We start from the raw sequence: 17882 nt of genomic DNA on the forward strand, positions 1-17882 counted from the left end.
TCCTTCTTCTAAGGTTTTAAAGCCTTCTTCCTGGATAGCGGAGAAGTGAACGAAAACGTCGTCTGCGCCTTCGCGCTCGATGAAGCCAAAACCTTTTTCTGCGTTAAACCACTTAACTGTACCTTGTTCCATAAAAATAATCCTCCTGTGTGCCTTCTGGCACAAATGTTACTTATCTTGCAAACCGCGTATTACCAAGTTCAGAAGCTAAAACCCTAAGCTTGTTCAAACTAACGGATCAAAATAGTGATTTCATCATATCACGGGCTTGAAATAATATCAATACGTTTTCTGTACATATTTTATTACTCTCAATATCAATTGCTGCGCTGCTTGGAACGAACAGCATCTTTAACAGTACCAAAGGTCTGAAAAGCAGAGAAGTCGAAATCCATATCCTTGGATCTTACCGCAAGGCTTGGGGAAACACCGGTAACAATCAGCTCGGTTCCGAGTAGTTTTAAAAGGTCGTTTAAAGTAAAGATGCCTTTCATAATCTCATCATTCAACGTGGAAAGACCCGAAAGATCAACGATGAGCGTTTCTACTTTGGAATGATGTATAGCATCAGTGATGTTCGTAAAAATAATCTTCAGCCGCTGCTCGTCGACGTTACCGATCAGGGGCATGGCATAAACGCTGTCGATAATTGGAACAATAGGGGTAGATAACAGATTAATTTCATTAAAATATTCCAGCGCATCCTGTTCGGCATTCTTTTGTTTTGTAATATCCTTTTGGACCCCGATAAAATAGTATTTATCTTCTTCTGGTTCATATACTGGATCAATGTGAAGCTCGTTCCAAAACTTAGTGCCATCTTTACGGTAGTTAATGATCTCGAGTGAAATTGGTTCGTATAATTTCAATGATTCCCTCATACGTTCAATAGTATGAATGTCGCTTTCCGGCCCCTGCAGAAAACGGCAGTTGCTTCCGAGAACCTCCCCGGCGGAATAGCCGGTTAAATTGCAAAAACCACTGTTCGTATAAATGATTGGATTGTCTTCTATATCCGGGTCTGTAATAATAACTCCGACCCGGGTATGATCGACGGCTGTAAGCAGCAAAGAATTAGTAGGGGTTTTTAACGGGAAGTCTCGGTTCATGAATTGGACCGCTCCTTTATTGTAGAATTATTTTGCAAAGCAAAAAGCGCTCCTGGCGGTTATTTTTACTTAATCTTCAATGATTTTATAATAGCACTTTCCGATGGGCAACTGACGTATTTACTATTTATTCTGAGGCGTGAAAAGTTAATTTCAGAAAACATTTAGAGGACTGCATGTTTAAAAATGGGCGGAAAAGTGTATAGTAATTATTGGAATCAACGTTATTAAGTTGAATGGAGGAATTATGTATGGCAGAAACAATATTTACTTCAAAAGCTACTGTAGAAGGTGGCCGTGAAGGTCACGTACGTTCTGACGATGGAATGATCGATGTGAATTTAGAACAGCCGGGCTCTGGTTCTTCTAAATCAGGTTCCAATCCGGAACAGCTCTTCGCCTCCGGCTATGCAGCCTGCTTTGATGGCATGCTGAACCTTCAGGCAAGCAAGAAAAATAAAGACGTTTCTTCTAAAACAACTGCAGCTGTAAGCCTTCAAAAGGACGAATCCGATGGCATGTTCCAGCTGGCTGCTGAACTTACAGTGGAAATCAGCGGTGTTTCGAAGGAAGAAGCGGACGAATTAGTGGATCTTGCCCACCAGTACTGCCCGTATTCCAAAGCCACGCGCAATAACATTGAAGTAAAAGTTCAATCTGAAGTAAAATAGAACGTAAAAGAGGGTCCGCAATAAAAAGCGGGCCCTCTTTATATGTATACCGCTGCTTTCAGAGAAAGCAGGGTGGAATTTAGCGCGAAAGGTTTTCTTTAAACTCGTCCATTGGAGAACGGAGTGTAATAATGCACTCTTTATGATAATACTCTTTAACACCCTGGACGAGCGCCTGCTCAGAATCGCAATAATAAATTTGGCCCCGGCCTAAGTCCATCTGTTCGATATCCTCCAGTGTCCCCACCGTGACTTGCCTTCCAGAACGGTCAACAAAATATGCAAATCTATTCCTCACAGCCATTTGCCCGTCCTCCTCGCATAATTATAGGCGTAATTAAATGAAAATTTTGTAATTTAATTATATCGTCATTAATACAAACTGTTCAATGCAGTTTATGTTACGTTTTTATTACAATTAAAGGAGCAGTGTAAACGTGTAGTTAATTCATAAGGAATATGAAAATCAGATAGATTTTTTTTCATGAATATGGTAATGTTAATTAGTTCATATGAAATGATCGAATAAGCATAAAAGGGGAATATATACTTGACTTTATTTTCAGAACTAAGATTGGAATCACCTATTCTTCAAGCTATTGAAGAAATGGGATTTGAAGAAGCAACACCAATACAATCGGAAGTTATTCCAAAAGCGAAGAACGGAACAGATATCATTGGCCAGGCACAGACTGGTACAGGCAAAACTGCTGCTTTCGGCATACCACTTCTTGAAGCAGCTGATAAAACAGCCAACGCTCCGCAGGGTATCGTACTTGCACCAACAAGAGAACTTGCTGTACAGGTTTCCGAAGAATTAAACCGCCTTGGAAAGCATAAACGTGTTACAGCAGTAGCCGTTTACGGAGGCCAGGACATTCAGCGCCAAATTAAAGCACTGAAAAGAAAACCGCAAATCATTGTAGCGACACCGGGTCGTTTAATGGATCATGTGCGGAGAAAAACGATCGACCTTGGAAAAATGAAGACAGTTGTTCTTGACGAAGCGGACGAGATGCTCAGCATGGGGTTTGTGGATGATATCGAAGAAATCCTAAAAGATATTCCGGAACCGAGGCAAATGCTTTTATTCTCAGCTACCATGCCTCCAAAGCTAAAGCGTGTAGCAGATAAATTCATGACCAGCCCGGAACAGGTTCAAGTGAAAAACAAAAGTATGACCGTGGCTAAAATTGATCAGTATTACATTGAAGTGAGCGAACAGGAGAAGTTCGAAACCCTCTGTAATATGCTCGATTATACACCACCGGAGCTTGCGATTGTCTTCGGGCGTACTAAACGCCGTGTAGATGAATTGACAGAAGCTTTATCAAGACGTGGGTATGCGGCAGAAGGCATTCATGGAGATATGAAGCAGGCTCAAAGGGACAAAGTGCTGCAAAAATTCAAAAGGGGTACTATTGAGCTTCTCATTGCGACTGACGTAGCAGCCCGCGGTATTGACGTGAGCGGTGTTACACATGTGTACAACTTTGATCTTCCGCAGGATCCGGAAAGCTATGTGCACCGGATTGGCCGTACCGGCCGGGCAGGAAACGAAGGTGTAGCCTACAGCTTTGTGCCGTCGAGAGAGATGACTCATCTGCGTCTTATCGAAAAGACCGTACAGGCTAAGTTAAAAAAGGCTCCTAAGCCAACGAGAAATGATGCAGTTGAAGGGCGAGCCCAGCAGGCTGTAGAGAAACTGGTCGGATCGATGGAAGTGGACGATAACGAATATTGGGAACGCACGGCAGAAGAGCTTCTGAACGAATACGATGCGAAACAAATCGTAGCGGCAGCACTAAAAATGAATGTTCGTGAACTGAAAGAAGAGCCGGTTAAACTGACTTCAGAAGCACCTATTCGTAACAAAGGCCCTAAAGGCCAGGGCAAGCCTTCTTCGAAATATAAGCAAAAACGGTCTCAGGGCCACGGCTCCAATAAAAACAGCCGGCCGCCAAGAAACAAAAAGAAAAGAATGGATCTTTCCTAAAACTAATTTTTCGTATAAGCACTTTCCCTGATGGGAGGTGCTTTTTTGGTGGGCTGGCTTGAAAATAACTGTACGTTTTTCAGGACCCCCCGCAAATATGCTAAGATAGGAAAGGACGAGAAAGGAACGGTGAGAACATGAGTCTGCTTGTAGCGGAAAATCTATACCAGACAACCGGCACAAAGGTGCTTTTTGACCATATTTCATTTACTATTGAGCCCGGGGATCGCATTGGGCTGATTGGCGTTAACGGCACAGGAAAATCCTCGCTTCTGCGGGTGATTTCTGAAATTGATGCTTCAGAAAAAGGGAAGCTTCAGCATTCTAAACAGCTGCGGATCGAGTATCTGCCTCAGGATCCGGAACTGCCGGAGGAAGAAAACCTGATTGATTACTTGTACGAGGGCTCCTCTGACATTATGAAGGCAGTAAAGAATTATGAAAAAGCCCAGGCCCGTCTGGAAGAGGAGCCCGAAAGCGAAGCCACCCAGGAACAGTGGATGAAAGCCCAGCAGAAGATGGACCAGCTCGGTGCGTGGGAGGCAGGCACTGTAGCGCAGCAGGTGTTGAACAGGCTGGGGCTGACAGTCTACAATCAAAAAATTAACGAACTATCCGGCGGCCAGCGCAAAAGAGCCTCCATTGCCCGGGCGCTTATTCAGGACTGCGATATTCTTATTCTTGACGAGCCGACGAACCATCTCGATGATGAGTCCATTAACTGGCTGGAAAAATACTTGTCCAGCTACAACGGAGCGTTAATTTTAGTGACGCACGACCGTTATTTCTTAAATAGAGTGACTAACAAAATTTTCGAACTGGAACGGGGCCGGCTGCATGAGTATGACGGCAACTATGAATTGTTTCTGGAAAAAAGAGCAGAGCGTGAAGCGAACGAAGCCCATGCCGAAGCAAAGCGACAGAACACATTAAAACGGGAGCTTGCCTGGCTTCAGAAGCAGCCTAAAGCGCGTGGCACAAAACAGAAGGCCCGGAAAGAGCGGGCAGAGGAGTTAAAACAGCAGGAAGGACCGCCGAAAAAAGAAGAAGTGCAGGTTCCGGTCGGTTCTGCAAGGCTTGGAAAGAAAGTCATTGAAGCGGAGGATTTGGAAAAATCCTACGGAGAAAAGAATATGTTTTCCAAGTTTAATTATATGTTCACTCCGGGGGAAAAAATAGGCATAGTTGGACCGAACGGCACTGGGAAAACGACGCTTTTAAATATTCTGGCCAACCGTACCGAACCTGATGCCGGAGATGTCGTGTATGGCCCGACCGTAAAGCTTGGCTACTATTCGCAGCAGCAGGAAGAATTGGATGAATCCAAGCGTGTGCTCGAATACATTCGTGATATAGCCGAGGTTATATACACTGTTAACGGAGAAAGTATCTCAGCTGAACAGATGCTCGAACGCTTTCTGTTTGAGCGGGAGGATCAGTGGACGTATATTTCCCGTCTGTCCGGCGGCGAAAAGAAACGGGTGTACCTGCTCAGTATTTTAATGACCGAACCAAACGTTTTATTTATGGACGAGCCGACGAACGATCTGGACGTGCAGACTCTCAGTGTGCTTGAAGAATACCTTCAGCAGTTCCCGGGCGTAGTCGTAACTGTTTCCCACGATCGTTATTTTCTTGACCGGGTAGCAGAAAAACTGTTTGTGTTTGATGAGTCCTCCCAGGTTACTCTGTTTGAAGGCAATTATACGGAATTCATGAGTGCCGAAAAGGACAGCTCCCGGCCGGCGCTCAGTAAGGAAAAAAAGACGGAACCGGAAGCTATCAGCAATGCGGCTGGGGAAAAGAAAAAAATGTCCTATAAGGAAAAGCAGGAGTGGGACCAGATCGAGGAGCATATAGCCCGTCTTGAAGACGAGCTGGCGGAAGCAGAACAACAGATGGAAGAGAGCGGCAGTGATCTGGAAGCCATCGAAAAGTGGTCTAACATCCAGAAAGAAACCAACGAAAAACTGGATCAGGCAATGACACGGTGGGCAGAGCTTTCAGAAATAGCAGAAAAACAGTAAAAGTACGGCAGTCTCTTAAAAGAGGCTGCTTTTTTTTGAGGAATAAAGCTCTTCACGTTTATATACCCGGCTTTAAGGCTATAATACCTACATATAATATATTTGCACATACTTATATTGGAATATATAGTAGTGCTTTTTTTTAGATTGAGGGAGTGAAATAATGACAATAGAAGAAAGAGAAAATATAAAAATTACGCTTGATAAAGTATGCGGGAAATGGAAAGCAGTTATTCTTATGGAGCTGGTTGGAAAAACCCTTCGTTTTAGTGAGATTAAACAGCAGCTGCAGCAGATTAATCATCAGACGCTAATCAAGCAGCTTAAAGAGCTGGAGCATGATGGGCTGGTATTACGTCATGCGTATGCGGTCGTCCCCCCGAAAGTAGAATATTCTCTGACAAGCTACGGCGCTTCCCTTGAATCACTTCTGCGGGAGCTGGAAAAGTGGGGGAGAGAGCACAAAGTAAAAATGGAGGAAGAGGGTAAAAAATCCACAGGGAGCAGCGGGTGCTGATGAGTATGATGGAAAATGATGTATGGAAGCTGGGCATCGTGGAGGCAATAGAGCCGATGGGGGAAGGTTCGCGTGTATGTATAGACGCAGCAGATGTTTTGTCCCCGGCTGAAGGCCTGCTTGTTGGAGATACAGGCCACGGGTATATTTATATATTATCGGAAAACCGTACGACCAGCACGTATCCAGCCCGGGTCTTCCGCATTAACGCCGGCGCTGTACACCAGTATATCTTTGAAGAAGGGGAAACAAGATATCTTGCAGAAGTGGAGAATGACGAGCCTGTAACCATATATGAAGGCCAAGCCTCGCGACAGGTGCCGGTTGGCAGAGTGAAGATAGAAAAACGTGACCTTGTAAGAGTAACAGTACGTGCGGGGGAGGTGAGCCTGTCAGCTACTCTGCAATGGGCAGACAGTGTCTATTTAATGACAGATCAATACGAGCCAATGGCACTGAAGGACTGCCAGCTTGGAGACCGTATCTACTGTAGAATCGATGAGCCGGGGCGTCATCTTGGCCAGTCGATTCAAGAAGAAATAGAAGAAAAGTAATGAGGAAGCATGCTTTGTTTAAAAGCGTGCTTTTTTGTGAAAAAATATATACTTATAAACTACTTTGATTGAAACAATAGGGTTTAGTATAGTATCTTTTTATTTCAAGTGATTAAAAAACGAAAGGATTACGACTTACATACAAGAATAAACCCAAAGATAAAAAACGGGAGTGGAAAGAAGGGAAAATAGTATGCTGGACTCTCTATTGTTTCAATTAATGCTGATTGGCGCTGTTGGGATTGGTTCCCAGTGGGTTGCCTGGTTTTCAAGACTGCCGGCCATCGTGGTCATGTCGGTTGCCGGGCTTTTAATCGGCCCAATCTTCGGGGTTATTAATCCTTCCGAAGCGTTTGGCGATTTGTACGGACCGATCGTTTCGATTGCCGTAGCCATTATTTTATTTGAAGGAAGCCTGAATCTTGACTTCAGAGGGCTTCAGGGGCTTCAAAAGCCTGTCTACCGCATCATTACATTAGGGGCGTTTTTAGCCTGGATACTCGGTTCATTGACAGCTCACTTTGTAGCAGGGCTGTCATGGGAAGTTTCTTTTATCATTGGCGGGCTGCTGATTGTCACGGGTCCTACTGTTATTCTGCCGCTCCTGCGCCAGGCAAAGCTGAAACCGAGGCCGGCGAGAATACTTAAGTGGGAAGGGATTGTCGTCGATCCGTTTGGTGCTCTTCTGGCAGTATTTGCGTTTGAAATTATACGCACCTTCACCTCTGAAGAATCAGCCTTTGTTTCGCTCGTTAATTTCTTTATGGCTTCGTTGTTTGCAGTCTTTCTGGGGATTCTTTTCGGCAGAATAATCGGATGGACTTTTGAGCGGGGGCATGTGCCGGAATTTTTGAAATCTCCGGTAGTTCTCTCCATGGTGATCGCAAGCTTTGTTATTTCTGACGTGGTCATGCATGAGACAGGGCTGCTGGCTGTTACTGCGATGGGGATGACGCTGGCAAATCTTCATATCAGTTCTATCAGCGATATGCAGCACTTCAAAGAAAATATTTCCGTCCTGCTGATTTCGGGTATTTTTATTATGCTGACAGCGTCCCTTGACCGGGCCACGCTGATGCAGATTTTCGATCCGCAGATCATCGCTTACGTGCTTTTGATGTTGTTCTTAGTACGTCCGCTTTCAATATGGCTTTCCACCATAGGTACTGACTTAACATTTGGCGAAAAAGCCCTGGTGGGGTGGATTGCTCCGCGGGGAATCGTGGCTTTAACAGTGGCCGGATATTTTGCGAACGTTCTTGAAGAATACAACTATGCCGGGGCTTCGATTATTACCCCGCTCACATTTGCGCTGGTATTTGCCACCGTATGCTTCCACGGCTTCACCATTGGGCCGCTTGCCAGAAAATTAAACCTTTCAAAGGAAGGGCTTCCGGGGGTTTTATTCGTCGGGGGGAGTTCTTTTAGCACCAGCCTTGCGCAGAAGCTGAAAGAAATGAACGTTCCGGTATTGATTGCCGACTCTTCGTTTGAGCATTTGTTTAACGCCCGTAAAGCGGGAATTGCTTATTACCGGGGAGAAATCCTTTCAGAGCAGTCAGAGTATTCGCTGGACATGACACCCTACAATAAAATTATTGCAGCCACTGACCGGGATTCTTACAATTCGCTTGTTTGTACAACCTTTGTACCTGAATTTGGAAGAAAGGATCTGTTTCAGCTCAGCTGGCATCAATCTGACCGGAATGAACCTGATGAACTGATGAGAAAAGTCGGCGGCCGGGTCCTGTTTGAAAAAGGCGCCACATTTGAAGAACTGAACTGGAAAGTGGATGCGGGTTATGTATTTAAATTAACTACTTTAACGAAAGAATATCCATATCAGTCTTATTTAAATGACCGCGCAGAGGACGTCGTGCTGATCGGCATCCAAAAACCGACCGGACGCCTGGAATTCTTTACTCTTGATAATGCGATAAAGCCTGAATCTGGAGATAAAATTCTCAGCCTGAGTCCGCCGAGCAACCAGGAAGTAAAAAAGAAAGAGGAATTAAAGGAGCAGTCAAGAGAAAAACAGACTGCACCGAAACCTTCGGGGCCGTCCTTAAATTAATGAAAATATAAATAAGCCGCCTGCCCATAAACTGGGCAGGCGGCTTTTTACATGGCGCAGCGGAATTCTAATGTTATTGGGAAACATCCACGAGTAATTTACCTGTGTTTCGTCCGGTAAACAAACCAATAAATGCTTCTGGAATGCGGTCGAAGCCGGTAAGAATAGTTTCTTCATACTGCAGGTCACCAGAAGCGACCCAGGCTGCAAGCTGCTTCGTGGCTTCTTCAAATTCGTCGGCATAATCGCCTACGATGAACCCTTTCATCAGGGCACTCGACTTAATGAGCTTAAACTGAACCCTTGGGCCATAATTGTCCGGATCGTTATAAGTGGAAATTGCTCCGCACTGCACTACACGGGCGAATTTGTTTAAATGATCGAGCACAATATCGCTCATTTCGCCTCCGACGTTATCAAAATATACGTCTACTTTGTCCGGGCAGGTCCGCTCAATAGCCTTTGTTATATCCTCTGTTTTATAGTTGATTACTTCGTCAAAGCCAATGCTTTTCATATAATCCAGTTTTTCATCGGCGCCGGCGATGCCGACAACGCGAGCTCCCTGCATTTTAGCAATCTGCCCCGCAAGTGATCCGACGGCACCAGCACCGCCTGAGATGACGAATGTCTCGCCCTGTTTAGGCTGGCCAATGCTGAGGGTGCCGAAATAGGCGGTGAGGCCAGGCATGCCCACAGCGCTTAGATAAGCAGAGACCGGAGCCGCTTCCGCCTGTACCTTGCGCACTTCTGAAGCGTTAACGTTAACGTATTCCTGCCACGGTAAGTTCCCGGTTACATAGTCGCCTTCACTTAAAGAGCTGTCGCGGCTTTCAAGTACCCTGGCTATGCCGCCTCCAGCAATTGGTTTATGCAGAGGGAAAGGCGGCACGTAAGATTCACGGTCATCCATCCTTCCTCTCATATATGGGTCTACGGAGATATAGATCATTTGCAGAAGAGCTTCTCCCTCTGCCGGCGCCTCTATTTCCGTGTGATTAAATGCAAAAGTATTTTTATCGGGAAGGCCCTTTGGTCTTTCGTTTAAAAGTATCTGTCTCGTTTTCGTTGCCATAGTATATGCGGCTTCCTTTCGTTTATGAAAAATTTGTCCAATAAGAAAAAAGTGGTCCGTCTGAGCCGAAAACAGGATCATAATCGGGCAGAGGTACTTGATAAATATTATCTACCTTTTCCGGGCGCTCGGAAGGATCCCCGGTACACATATCATAATCCGAACCATTTGGATAAGCACCGATAACTGCAAAGTCTTCACTCTGCTCAATAAGCTTATGGCCATATCCAGCCGGAAGAATCAATATGTCGCCATTTTTTATATTAAGCTGGCTGCCCTGTTCGCCACCAATGTGCAAAAGAGCCGATCCGCTTACGCATCCAAGCACCTCATGTGAGTTACTGTGATAATGATGGTATTTAAATACACTTCCTTTCCAAGCACCCAGCCAGTTGTTTGTATTAAAAAGTGCTTTAACATCATCAGAGCCGGTTGTCGTCTGCTTATAAATGAGCACCGGAAAACTGGGATGATTAGGTATTGTACCGTCATCTTTTACGGTAAGTGTTTCTATATGAACTTCATCAGGACTTTTCATATGATACCTCCCTTTATGACTGACTGGCGGCATACTTTCAATTGTATTCCACATACAGGCAGAATAAAAACTTCCGGCTTAAGAATAAACGTTGACATTGAGAATCGTTTTCAATAAACTATACTTAACAAATGAGAATTATTTTCAAATAGGAGGATAAACATGGACGGATTGATGATCATTGGAGCAGACAGACTGGGGGCCATTCCCGACCGCTTAAAAGAATTAGGCTTTCAGGACATCAAACATGTCAGCGGACGCAAAGTAAAAATGGTACAAAAAGAAATTCCGCCAAATATTGATTTGGTGCTTGTGCTGACTGATTTCATCAATCACAACGTTTCGGCTAAATTAAAGGAACGCGCCAAAAATCAAAACGTTCCAATCTGTTACGCGAAACGGTCCTGGTGTTCTATTTATAAAGCATTAAGTAACAGTAATGAAGTATGTGCGAAATGTCCGATGCTTCAAAAATGTGATTAATTAAGGAGAGATATAAATGAAAAACCAGTATCATGCAAAAAGGATAGCACCCGGGATAAATGATTTATTTGTTTCTATTATTCAGAATGTAATGAAAGAATTAACAGGAACAAACATCGAAAGCCAATTGGACGTAGTAAAATGTGTAAAAAAGCATTGGAAAAAGGTCGGTATATCTTCTCCGGAGCAGGAGACGCAAAAGGTAGTGCTGTATGCGGCCCTGATGGATGAGAGCCTGAAGGCATACCGAAACATAAAAAACCTGCGGGGGGCCCGTTTTATTTCCCTTGAAAAGGGCGGGGCCTGGTTCACTGGAAATGGCCCGAAAGAAGTTTACGTTTTGACATATACGGAGAGCACAAGCATGAAATCAGTGTGGAGACATCAGCTGTGCCCGCCTGACACGGAGCGTATGTACTGGTCTAATCTATATGCCGGCACCAAACGAATGATGCTGCACCGCAAATAAAAAGCATCTCCCTTGTTTTCACCCCCCTGGAAATGGGAATATACGGTTAGCGTCTTCTATGCATTAAAGAAGCCGTTTATTTGATAGGATAGGGGAGACGTTCATATGTATCAAAAAGCTTTACTTATTATTAACGGAAACAAAGACGTTAATGAAAAACAAAAGCAGTTAAATACATTTATCCAGGTATGGGGAACTTCTATTGTGGAGCTTGTCATTAGACAGACACAGTCCAAAGACGATTTACGTGAAACGTGTGCTTCGATTGATGAGCATGTGGAAGCAATTTTCATTGCCGGCGGGGACGGCACCGTTCATGAAAGCATCAATGGGCTCATGGAATCGCCGTACACACCTGATGTGGGAGTACTTCCGTATGGGACAAGCAACGACTTTTCAAGGTCTCTCGGCCTGGCGCAGAATCCTAAACGAGCTATGACGGACATGCTTGAAAAAAATACGAAAGAAATTGATATAGGTTCAATGAATGACCGCTTCTTCGCCAATTTTTATGGAATAGGGCTGATCGTGGAGACCTCAGAAAATGTGGACGAAAATTTAAAGGGCGCGATCGGAAAATTAAGCTATTTTATCAGCACACTGCAGACCGTCCAGAACCCGGATGTCTTTTCCTATCAGATGAAAATTGACGGAAAAAACTATGCCGGGGAAGCGGTAATGATTCTAATCATGAACGGTCATTCCATCGGTACCAATCAAGTGCCAGTTGGCGATACTTCGATGCAGGATGAACAATTTGAAATTTTCATCATCCCAGAAGGAGGCAATACCCTGGTAAGAGAATTCTTTGCCACGATGGGGACTAAAGAAATTGATAACGAAAACAGTCCTATTGAGCATGTGCTCGGTAAAAATATAGATCTTACTACAGATCCGGTGCAGCAGGCCGATACAGATGGGGAAGTTTATACCGAAACGCCTGTAAAAATTAAACTAGGGGAGAAAAAAGTACGGTTCCTTGTATCCGGTGCCCCTGCAGAATAAGGAGAGGCCATGCCGGCCTCTCCTTGTTTTTATTCTTTAAGAATATTTTGTTCCAGCTCTGCGTCTTTCACATTAGCAAGCGGTTGCATGATAAGAGAAGAATCAAAGTGATTCAAAGCCTGGCCGTGCAGAATGAGGTGCGGGGCGTCCGGGTTGGCAAGAGCAGTTCTGGCAAGAGAAATCAAATCGGCGGCGCCGTCGTTAATGATACGGGAGGATCTCTCCGGCTCTCCAAGATTGCCATTGGCAATGACAGAAAGGCCGCTGTATTTTTTAGCTGCCTGGGCCATGCTTAAGGTTTCGTTCCCAAAGCCTTCGCCGAGGCCATCGCCATCCGTAGTGTGAATATAATCCAGTGGAGTATTTCCAAGCCTGGAAAAAATAACGGAAGCATCTGCTTCTCCGGCCGGCCAGCGATACGAGCTGTCTGTAACTTTTGCCTGGGAAATGCGGATGCCGAGAATAGGGACTGGGCCAATAGCACCGCGGACAGCTTCGATTACCTCCGTAAGAAAGCGGACCCGGTTTTCCACGGAACCTCCGTATTGATCGGTACGTTTATTAGTGGATTCAGATAAAAACTGGTCAAGCAGGTAACCATTTGCCCCGTGAATCTCTACGCCATCGAATCCCGCTTCAACCGCGCGGAGAGCTGCCTGGACAAATCCTTGTTTAGCGGTTTCCATATCGTTTTCATCCATGGTTTTCGGTACCGGAAAAGGCCCTTGGCCTCCGTAAAAAGATACTTTTTCAGCTGGCGGCTGTACGGCAGAGGCGGAAGCTGTTTCACTGGTATATTGATTATACTGCGATTGGGACCCTGCATGCATGAGCTGGGCGATTATTTTGCTTCCGTGCTCTTTAACCGCCTTTGTAATCGGCTGCCAGCCTTGCTGGTGATTTTTGTTGGCAAGACCGGGCTGATTAGCATACCCCTGACTGTACACTTCGTCAGTATAAATACCCTCTGAAATAACAGCGGCAAAGCCGCCGAGAGCGTAGCGTTCATAGTATTGGCGCATCCGGTCATTTGGCGTGCCGTTATCATCTGCACTGATTCGCGTCATCGGAGCGACGGTCATTTTATTTTTAAAAATATGGTTACTCACATGCTGTTGGTTAAACAAGGTTTTTTCTGCTTGTGTCATATTGCTCCTCCTAAGCTTTTGTAGGTCTCCCTTTCACGTCATTCCCTTTTTCAGCATTGGAAAACTGAAGGAATTCTTAAAAAGCGGAACATAAATAAAAATAAGAATTGCGTAATCTGGAAAAGTGCGATATCATAATTTTCAAACATATTACTCCTCTGGTAAAAGGAACCTTTACCCAAAGCGTTCTTCTTTTAGCAATCAGGAGGTGAATGACATTTGTACAACGAGAATACTATTTACATTGTAGGAGAGGCTAAATCTCCTTCAAACAATCCGATTACTGAACAGTACCAGGTATTTTTTATCGGCTTTGTAGTGGATACTTTGACAAACGAGATACTGGAGGCAGAATGCTCTGCTATTCTTTCTTTAACCGCCCGCTTCGTGAAAGAAATATTCACAGGGGCTTCAATTCAGGAAAGTGAGCGTCTTGTAGAAATTATCCAAAAACGTTACCATGGTTCGTCCCAGAAAGCGATGGTGGTAGCTCTGCGAAACGCCAGTTTAAAGTACAAGCAAATAAAGGCTGACATGTAAGCCATGCTGCTTTATCTTACCGGATAAAACCCAGCAAAGAGATTTTTTCTCTTTGCTGGGTTTATTTATATTCAACAATTCAAAGGAGGTTATTCCACATGATAGAAAGCGGTGCTCTTTACATTAGTGTTTTAGTTGCTACGGTGGCACTTCTCGTAGGCGCTGAAAAAGTAACAAAAAGTAAATTTTTCAAGTATGTACCGACGGTCGTGCTCATTTACATCGTTGCGGCTTTGTTAAACACCTTTGGAGTCTTCAGCGGATCCGAAGCTCTTGGTGAATTAAACTCAGGTATACGTTCTTTACTGCTGCCGGCAATGATATTCTTGTTTTTATTGAACTGTAATATTCTACAGATTATCAAGCTTGGCCCGAAAATGCTGCTAAGCTACGTTGTAGCTGTGATTAGTATTATCGGCGGTTTTACGGTTACATATTATATTATGCAAGGATTTTTAGATACACAAACGTGGAAAGCTTTTGCTGCCCTGGCTGGTTCATGGACAGGAGGCTCAGCAAATCTTGTAGCACTGCAGGGCATTCTTGAAGTGCCTGAGAATTTATTCGGCTATGCTTTAATTATGGATACAGTAAACTACTCGTTTTGGGTAATGCTGCTATTTTGGCTCGTTCCTTTCCAATTCGCGTTCAATCGATTTACAAAAGCGAAAACAGAAAGCATTGACCAGATGCAGTACAATTTGTCCCTGGAGGAAAAGGAAACAAAACCTCTAACATATGTAGAAATTATTGTCTGTTTAGGGTTCTCCATGCTGGTGGCCTCGCTTGCCATTGCAGTAGGAAATACGCTGCCGGAAGCTGGGAACGCAGTGAATGCAACCACATGGACGATATTAATTGTTACTGTGCTGGGATTGGGTCTTGCTGTAACGCCGGTCGCCAGGTTAACGGGAACGATGGATATAGGCTACTTGATGCTTTATACAATTATCGCTCTGATTGCTTCTAACGCAGATTTTTCAAATATTGCCGAGGTTCCAGCGTATATTATTTCCGGCTTTATGATCTTATTTTTTCACGGTGCTATTATGCTGCTTCTGGCAAAGCTGTTCCGGCTCGATCTATTCACTCTCGGCATCGCCAGCCTGGCCAATATTGGCGGTATGGCCTCTGCTCCAGTACTCGCAGGAGCCTTCAGCCGTACTCTGGTTCCGGTAGGAGTAATGATGGCATTAATAGGTTCATTTATGGGCACCGTCGTTGGCGTTACGGTGGCGGAAATCTTATCAAGAATTTAAGAGGCGGGATGTTGAATGGAAATATCTTATCTTGAAACGAAAAGGAAAATGATTCCCTTGAATCGGCCGTTTGTTACTTCCGTAAGGACGGTTACAAGCATTGAAAATGTTGAAGTGAGCGTAATGCTGGAAGACGGCACTGCAGGGAGAGGAGCAGCTGCCCCGGCTCTTGCAGTAACGGGGGAATCTCCATCAAGTATCGAAGCAGTTATCAAAGGCCCGGCTGCGGAAGCGCTAGCAGGAGCACCAAGCGGAGCTTTGCAGGAAAATGTGCGTAAACTTAAGGAGAGCTGTTATGGGAACTTCAGTGCAAAAGCGGCAGTAGAAATGGCTCTCATAAACGCGTTTACAAAGCAGCGCCGCTGCAGTCTCCTGGAGTGGCTGGGAGGAGAGCCCTCTGTACTGGAAAATGATATGACGATTAGCATGGAAGAACCGGAACGAATGAAAAACACGGCGGAGCAGTATATCAACGAAGGATTCCGCTATCTGAAAATGAAGGTTGGAGATGATGTCAGAAAAGACTATCAAAGAATTCTGGCTATCGCGGAAGTGCTTCCGCCAGGCGTCATGCTCAGAATCGATGCCAACCAGGGATGGACGTCTAAAGAAGCGATTGCATTTATTCAACAGCTCGAAAAAGAAAGGATTCCGGTACAGTTTATAGAACAACCCGTCGCAGCAGGGGACTGGGAGGGATTAAAAAAAGTTACAGAATCCACCGGAACACCCATCATGGCGGACGAAAGCTGTAAAACATATACAGACGCCCGCAGGCTCGTTGAGCAGCGTGCCTGCGATATGATCAATATTAAACTTATGAAATGCGGTGGACTGCTGGAGGCATGGAAGATTGCTGATGTGGCAGAAGCGGCTGGTATACCGTGCATGATGGGCAGCATGATGGAATCCACGATAAGCGCCTCGCCGGCAGCTGAACTAGCGCTTGCTCATCCGAACATTAAAATGATCGATCTGGATGCTCCAAATTGGATTCAGGAAAATAATGCCACTACTATTTCTTTTGAAGGGCACCAGATAAAACCTCTGAAACATGCACAGAGTAGTTCTGTTACTTTTAAGGAGGAGGAATCGCGATGAAAAAATGTCACTGGACTTCAGCAATCATGATCGCAGTCATAGGAACAGCAATAACAGCTGGACCGGTAAAAGCAGCAGAAGTAGAAGTGAACGAAACAGCTTATACAGATGTGAGTGCAATGACGATGTGGACGGAGCCGAATATTCTCCGGGAAATGGACCTCCCCTCAGCCTCCAATCCGGCCAGCCTGAATGAATGGACATCGGCTATGAATGTAGATGACAAGCTCTGGCTTGTTGGTAATCTGGAAAGCCAGGCGCTGTTTGGTTCAAAGGTCCATGTTCTAGAAAAAAAGAAAGGATGGGTAAAAGTTGCAGCGGAAGGCCAGGGAACACCAAGAAATGAATTGGGTTACCCCGGCTGGGTCCCGGAAGAACAAATAGTCGAAAGCAATCGGCTCGAAAAATTAGAAAATGAACCATTTGCGCTAATCACTTCTCCCACCGCAGAGTTAACTTATGATAAAAAAGGCAGAAAAGATTATAAAGAATTGAGCTATAATACCCGATTGCCGGTGGTGAAAGAGCAACAAGAAGAAGTACTGGTAGCTACTCCTTCAGACGGGAATAAGTGGATCGAGGCATCAGATATCGAAATATATAACAACGAAAATGATATCCCCGAGCCTGAAGCAAAGAATGTTATTGCAGATGGAAAACAGTTTCTTGGACTCCCGTACTTATGGGCAGGGATGTCGGGATTTGGATTTGACTGCTCAGGATTCACGCACACTATTTTTGCCGCTAATGGTATTGAGATTCCAAGAGATTCCAGCGTGCAGGCAAAGCACGGAGTGCCGGTCGCAAAAGAAGACCTAAAGCCGGGAGATCTTTTGTTTTTTGCTTATGATAATGGGGAGGGGCGGGTGCACCACGTCAGTATGTATATCGGCGGCGGTGACATGATTCATTCGCCAAACTCCCGGAGCGCGGTGGAAATCGTCAGTCTGGAGGATTCCGGATATGCAGATGAATATGCCGGGGCGAGGAGATATTTAGAAGAGTAGCAGAAAAGCGGGCCTATCACGGCCCGCTTATTTATTGTATTCCCGTATTTGTGTATTGATTTCGTGCATTTCTTTCTCAAGAATGTCCAGTTCGCGCATAATGCCATCTGTGTTGCCGCCGAAGGATTCGAGCTTTTCCAGATCCCCCTGTATACGTACATAATCTGATTTTAGCATGTCCAGCCGGTGATCGAGTTCGCGAAGAGTCATAGCCGCATCCGCCTCCATAATAAATTTATACATCTGTTTGCTATTTTAACGTAAAATCGTTATAATTTTAAATGAAAATCATTATCAATATTAATGGAC

Annotated in this window: 20 protein-coding genes; 13 read left to right on the forward strand and 7 right to left on the reverse strand. The window is 44.8% G+C overall.

Features of this window, described 5'->3' with window-relative positions:
• Positions 1–132 (reverse strand): cold-shock protein (locus CHL76_RS15140; protein WP_094909025.1); only part of this gene is annotated, 132 nt, incomplete at its 3' end.
• Between the two features lie 185 nt (positions 133–317).
• A complete protein-coding gene (gene ytvA, locus CHL76_RS15145; protein WP_094909026.1) occupies positions 318–1109 on the reverse strand; it encodes a YtvA family blue-light photoreceptor in 792 nt (263 codons plus the stop codon).
• Between the two features lie 251 nt (positions 1110–1360).
• Here ytvA and CHL76_RS15150 point away from each other — a divergent pair, with 251 nt between their 5' ends.
• A complete protein-coding gene (locus tag CHL76_RS15150) occupies positions 1361–1780 on the forward strand; it encodes an organic hydroperoxide resistance protein (protein ID WP_079474281.1) in 420 nt (139 codons plus the stop codon).
• 79 nt (positions 1781–1859) lie between these two features.
• On the opposite strand, the gene CHL76_RS15155 is transcribed toward CHL76_RS15150, so the two are convergent.
• Positions 1860–2084 carry a hypothetical protein gene (locus CHL76_RS15155; protein ID WP_079474282.1) on the reverse strand — a complete coding sequence of 75 codons (225 nt, stop codon included), beginning with the start codon at positions 2082–2084 and terminating at the stop codon, positions 1860–1862.
• A 246-nt stretch (positions 2085–2330) separates the two neighbouring features.
• Between CHL76_RS15155 and CHL76_RS15160 the strand changes: the two genes are divergently transcribed.
• The 5 genes from CHL76_RS15160 (at position 2331) to CHL76_RS15180 (ending at position 8948) form a co-directional block, all read left to right on the forward strand.
• On the forward strand, positions 2331–3776 hold the full coding sequence (locus CHL76_RS15160) for a DEAD/DEAH box helicase (RefSeq protein WP_079474283.1): 1446 nt from the start codon (positions 2331–2333) through the stop codon (positions 3774–3776).
• Between the two features lie 137 nt (positions 3777–3913).
• Positions 3914–5803 carry an ABC-F family ATP-binding cassette domain-containing protein gene (locus tag CHL76_RS15165; protein WP_094909027.1) on the forward strand — a complete coding sequence of 630 codons (1890 nt, stop codon included), beginning with the start codon at positions 3914–3916 and terminating at the stop codon, positions 5801–5803.
• A 163-nt stretch (positions 5804–5966) separates the two neighbouring features.
• Complete coding sequence (locus CHL76_RS15170; protein WP_079474285.1) at positions 5967–6320, forward strand: winged helix-turn-helix transcriptional regulator; 354 nt, start codon at positions 5967–5969, stop codon at positions 6318–6320.
• A 5-nt stretch (positions 6321–6325) separates the two neighbouring features.
• A complete protein-coding gene (locus tag CHL76_RS15175) occupies positions 6326–6874 on the forward strand; it encodes a 3-dehydroquinate synthase II (protein ID WP_233133490.1) in 549 nt (182 codons plus the stop codon).
• 193 nt (positions 6875–7067) lie between these two features.
• Complete coding sequence (locus tag CHL76_RS15180; RefSeq protein WP_079474286.1) at positions 7068–8948, forward strand: cation:proton antiporter; 1881 nt, start codon at positions 7068–7070, stop codon at positions 8946–8948.
• Between the two features lie 73 nt (positions 8949–9021).
• Here CHL76_RS15180 and CHL76_RS15185 read toward each other — a convergent pair whose 3' ends face one another.
• Both CHL76_RS15185 and CHL76_RS15190 read right to left on the reverse strand, forming a co-directional pair.
• A complete protein-coding gene (locus tag CHL76_RS15185) occupies positions 9022–10023 on the reverse strand; it encodes an NADP-dependent oxidoreductase (RefSeq protein ID WP_094909028.1) in 1002 nt (333 codons plus the stop codon).
• A 22-nt stretch (positions 10024–10045) separates the two neighbouring features.
• Entirely contained in the window at positions 10046–10561 is a 516-nt protein-coding gene (locus CHL76_RS15190; protein ID WP_079474288.1) for a cupin domain-containing protein, read from the reverse strand.
• 162 nt (positions 10562–10723) lie between these two features.
• Between CHL76_RS15190 and CHL76_RS15195 the strand changes: the two genes are divergently transcribed.
• The 3 genes from CHL76_RS15195 (at position 10724) to CHL76_RS15205 (ending at position 12518) form a co-directional block, all read left to right on the forward strand.
• The gene (locus CHL76_RS15195) at positions 10724–11044 is read left to right on the forward strand and encodes a DUF2325 domain-containing protein (RefSeq protein WP_079474289.1); all 321 of its coding nucleotides are present in this window, start codon (positions 10724–10726) and stop codon (positions 11042–11044) included.
• A 16-nt stretch (positions 11045–11060) separates the two neighbouring features.
• Positions 11061–11513 (forward strand): hypothetical protein, encoded by a 453-nt coding sequence (locus tag CHL76_RS15200; protein WP_079474290.1) that lies wholly within the window; start codon positions 11061–11063, stop codon positions 11511–11513.
• A 105-nt stretch (positions 11514–11618) separates the two neighbouring features.
• On the forward strand, positions 11619–12518 hold the full coding sequence (locus tag CHL76_RS15205) for a diacylglycerol/lipid kinase family protein (protein ID WP_079474291.1): 900 nt from the start codon (positions 11619–11621) through the stop codon (positions 12516–12518).
• A 29-nt stretch (positions 12519–12547) separates the two neighbouring features.
• Here the strand turns inward: CHL76_RS15205 and CHL76_RS15210 are convergent, their stop codons facing one another.
• A complete protein-coding gene (locus CHL76_RS15210) occupies positions 12548–13666 on the reverse strand; it encodes an oxidoreductase (protein WP_094909029.1) in 1119 nt (372 codons plus the stop codon).
• A 219-nt stretch (positions 13667–13885) separates the two neighbouring features.
• Here CHL76_RS15210 and CHL76_RS15215 point away from each other — a divergent pair, with 219 nt between their 5' ends.
• From CHL76_RS15215 to CHL76_RS15230, 4 genes are all read left to right on the forward strand, one after another.
• A complete protein-coding gene (locus tag CHL76_RS15215) occupies positions 13886–14206 on the forward strand; it encodes a DUF3870 domain-containing protein (protein WP_079474293.1) in 321 nt (106 codons plus the stop codon).
• Between the two features lie 98 nt (positions 14207–14304).
• Complete coding sequence (locus CHL76_RS15220) at positions 14305–15465, forward strand: DUF819 family protein (protein ID WP_094909030.1); 1161 nt, start codon at positions 14305–14307, stop codon at positions 15463–15465.
• A 15-nt stretch (positions 15466–15480) separates the two neighbouring features.
• The gene (locus CHL76_RS15225) at positions 15481–16566 is read left to right on the forward strand and encodes a dipeptide epimerase (RefSeq protein ID WP_094909031.1); all 1086 of its coding nucleotides are present in this window, start codon (positions 15481–15483) and stop codon (positions 16564–16566) included.
• Positions 16563–17573 carry a C40 family peptidase gene (locus tag CHL76_RS15230; protein WP_094909032.1) on the forward strand — a complete coding sequence of 337 codons (1011 nt, stop codon included), beginning with the start codon at positions 16563–16565 and terminating at the stop codon, positions 17571–17573. The genes CHL76_RS15225 and CHL76_RS15230 overlap by 4 nt, the downstream gene beginning before the upstream one ends.
• A gap of 27 nt (positions 17574–17600) precedes the next feature.
• On the opposite strand, the gene CHL76_RS15235 is transcribed toward CHL76_RS15230, so the two are convergent.
• Positions 17601–17816, reverse strand: a complete 216-nt coding sequence (locus CHL76_RS15235; RefSeq protein ID WP_233133491.1) for an SE1832 family protein — start codon at positions 17814–17816, stop codon at positions 17601–17603.
• Positions 17817–17882: the final 66 nt, after the last annotated feature.

This window comes from Marinococcus halophilus (genome assembly GCF_002265875.1).
Lineage (GTDB): Bacteria > Bacillota > Bacilli > Bacillales > Marinococcaceae > Marinococcus > Marinococcus halophilus.

What these genes read in the sequence shown, in the direction of transcription:
- CHL76_RS15210 (WP_094909029.1), bottom strand. Translation starts at nt 13,666, where the DNA reads ATGACACAAGCAGAAAAAACCTTGTTTAACCAACAGCATGTGAGTAAC.
- CHL76_RS15190 (WP_079474288.1), bottom strand. Translation starts at nt 10,561, where the DNA reads ATGAAAAGTCCTGATGAAGTTCATATAGAAACACTTACCGTAAAAGAT.
- CHL76_RS15225 (WP_094909031.1), top strand. Translation starts at nt 15,481, where the DNA reads ATGGAAATATCTTATCTTGAAACGAAAAGGAAAATGATTCCCTTGAAT.
- CHL76_RS15150 (WP_079474281.1), top strand. Translation starts at nt 1,361, where the DNA reads ATGGCAGAAACAATATTTACTTCAAAAGCTACTGTAGAAGGTGGCCGT.
- CHL76_RS15195 (WP_079474289.1), top strand. Translation starts at nt 10,724, where the DNA reads ATGGACGGATTGATGATCATTGGAGCAGACAGACTGGGGGCCATTCCC.
- CHL76_RS15205 (WP_079474291.1), top strand. Translation starts at nt 11,619, where the DNA reads ATGTATCAAAAAGCTTTACTTATTATTAACGGAAACAAAGACGTTAAT.
- CHL76_RS15155 (WP_079474282.1), bottom strand. Translation starts at nt 2,084, where the DNA reads ATGGCTGTGAGGAATAGATTTGCATATTTTGTTGACCGTTCTGGAAGG.
- CHL76_RS15175 (WP_233133490.1), top strand. Translation starts at nt 6,326, where the DNA reads ATGATGGAAAATGATGTATGGAAGCTGGGCATCGTGGAGGCAATAGAG.
- CHL76_RS15235 (WP_233133491.1), bottom strand. Translation starts at nt 17,816, where the DNA reads ATGTATAAATTTATTATGGAGGCGGATGCGGCTATGACTCTTCGCGAA.
- CHL76_RS15220 (WP_094909030.1), top strand. Translation starts at nt 14,305, where the DNA reads ATGATAGAAAGCGGTGCTCTTTACATTAGTGTTTTAGTTGCTACGGTG.
- CHL76_RS15230 (WP_094909032.1), top strand. Translation starts at nt 16,563, where the DNA reads ATGAAAAAATGTCACTGGACTTCAGCAATCATGATCGCAGTCATAGGA.
- CHL76_RS15185 (WP_094909028.1), bottom strand. Translation starts at nt 10,023, where the DNA reads ATGGCAACGAAAACGAGACAGATACTTTTAAACGAAAGACCAAAGGGC.
- ytvA (WP_094909026.1), bottom strand. Translation starts at nt 1,109, where the DNA reads ATGAACCGAGACTTCCCGTTAAAAACCCCTACTAATTCTTTGCTGCTT.
- CHL76_RS15180 (WP_079474286.1), top strand. Translation starts at nt 7,068, where the DNA reads ATGCTGGACTCTCTATTGTTTCAATTAATGCTGATTGGCGCTGTTGGG.
- CHL76_RS15165 (WP_094909027.1), top strand. Translation starts at nt 3,914, where the DNA reads ATGAGTCTGCTTGTAGCGGAAAATCTATACCAGACAACCGGCACAAAG.
- CHL76_RS15200 (WP_079474290.1), top strand. Translation starts at nt 11,061, where the DNA reads ATGAAAAACCAGTATCATGCAAAAAGGATAGCACCCGGGATAAATGAT.
- CHL76_RS15170 (WP_079474285.1), top strand. Translation starts at nt 5,967, where the DNA reads ATGACAATAGAAGAAAGAGAAAATATAAAAATTACGCTTGATAAAGTA.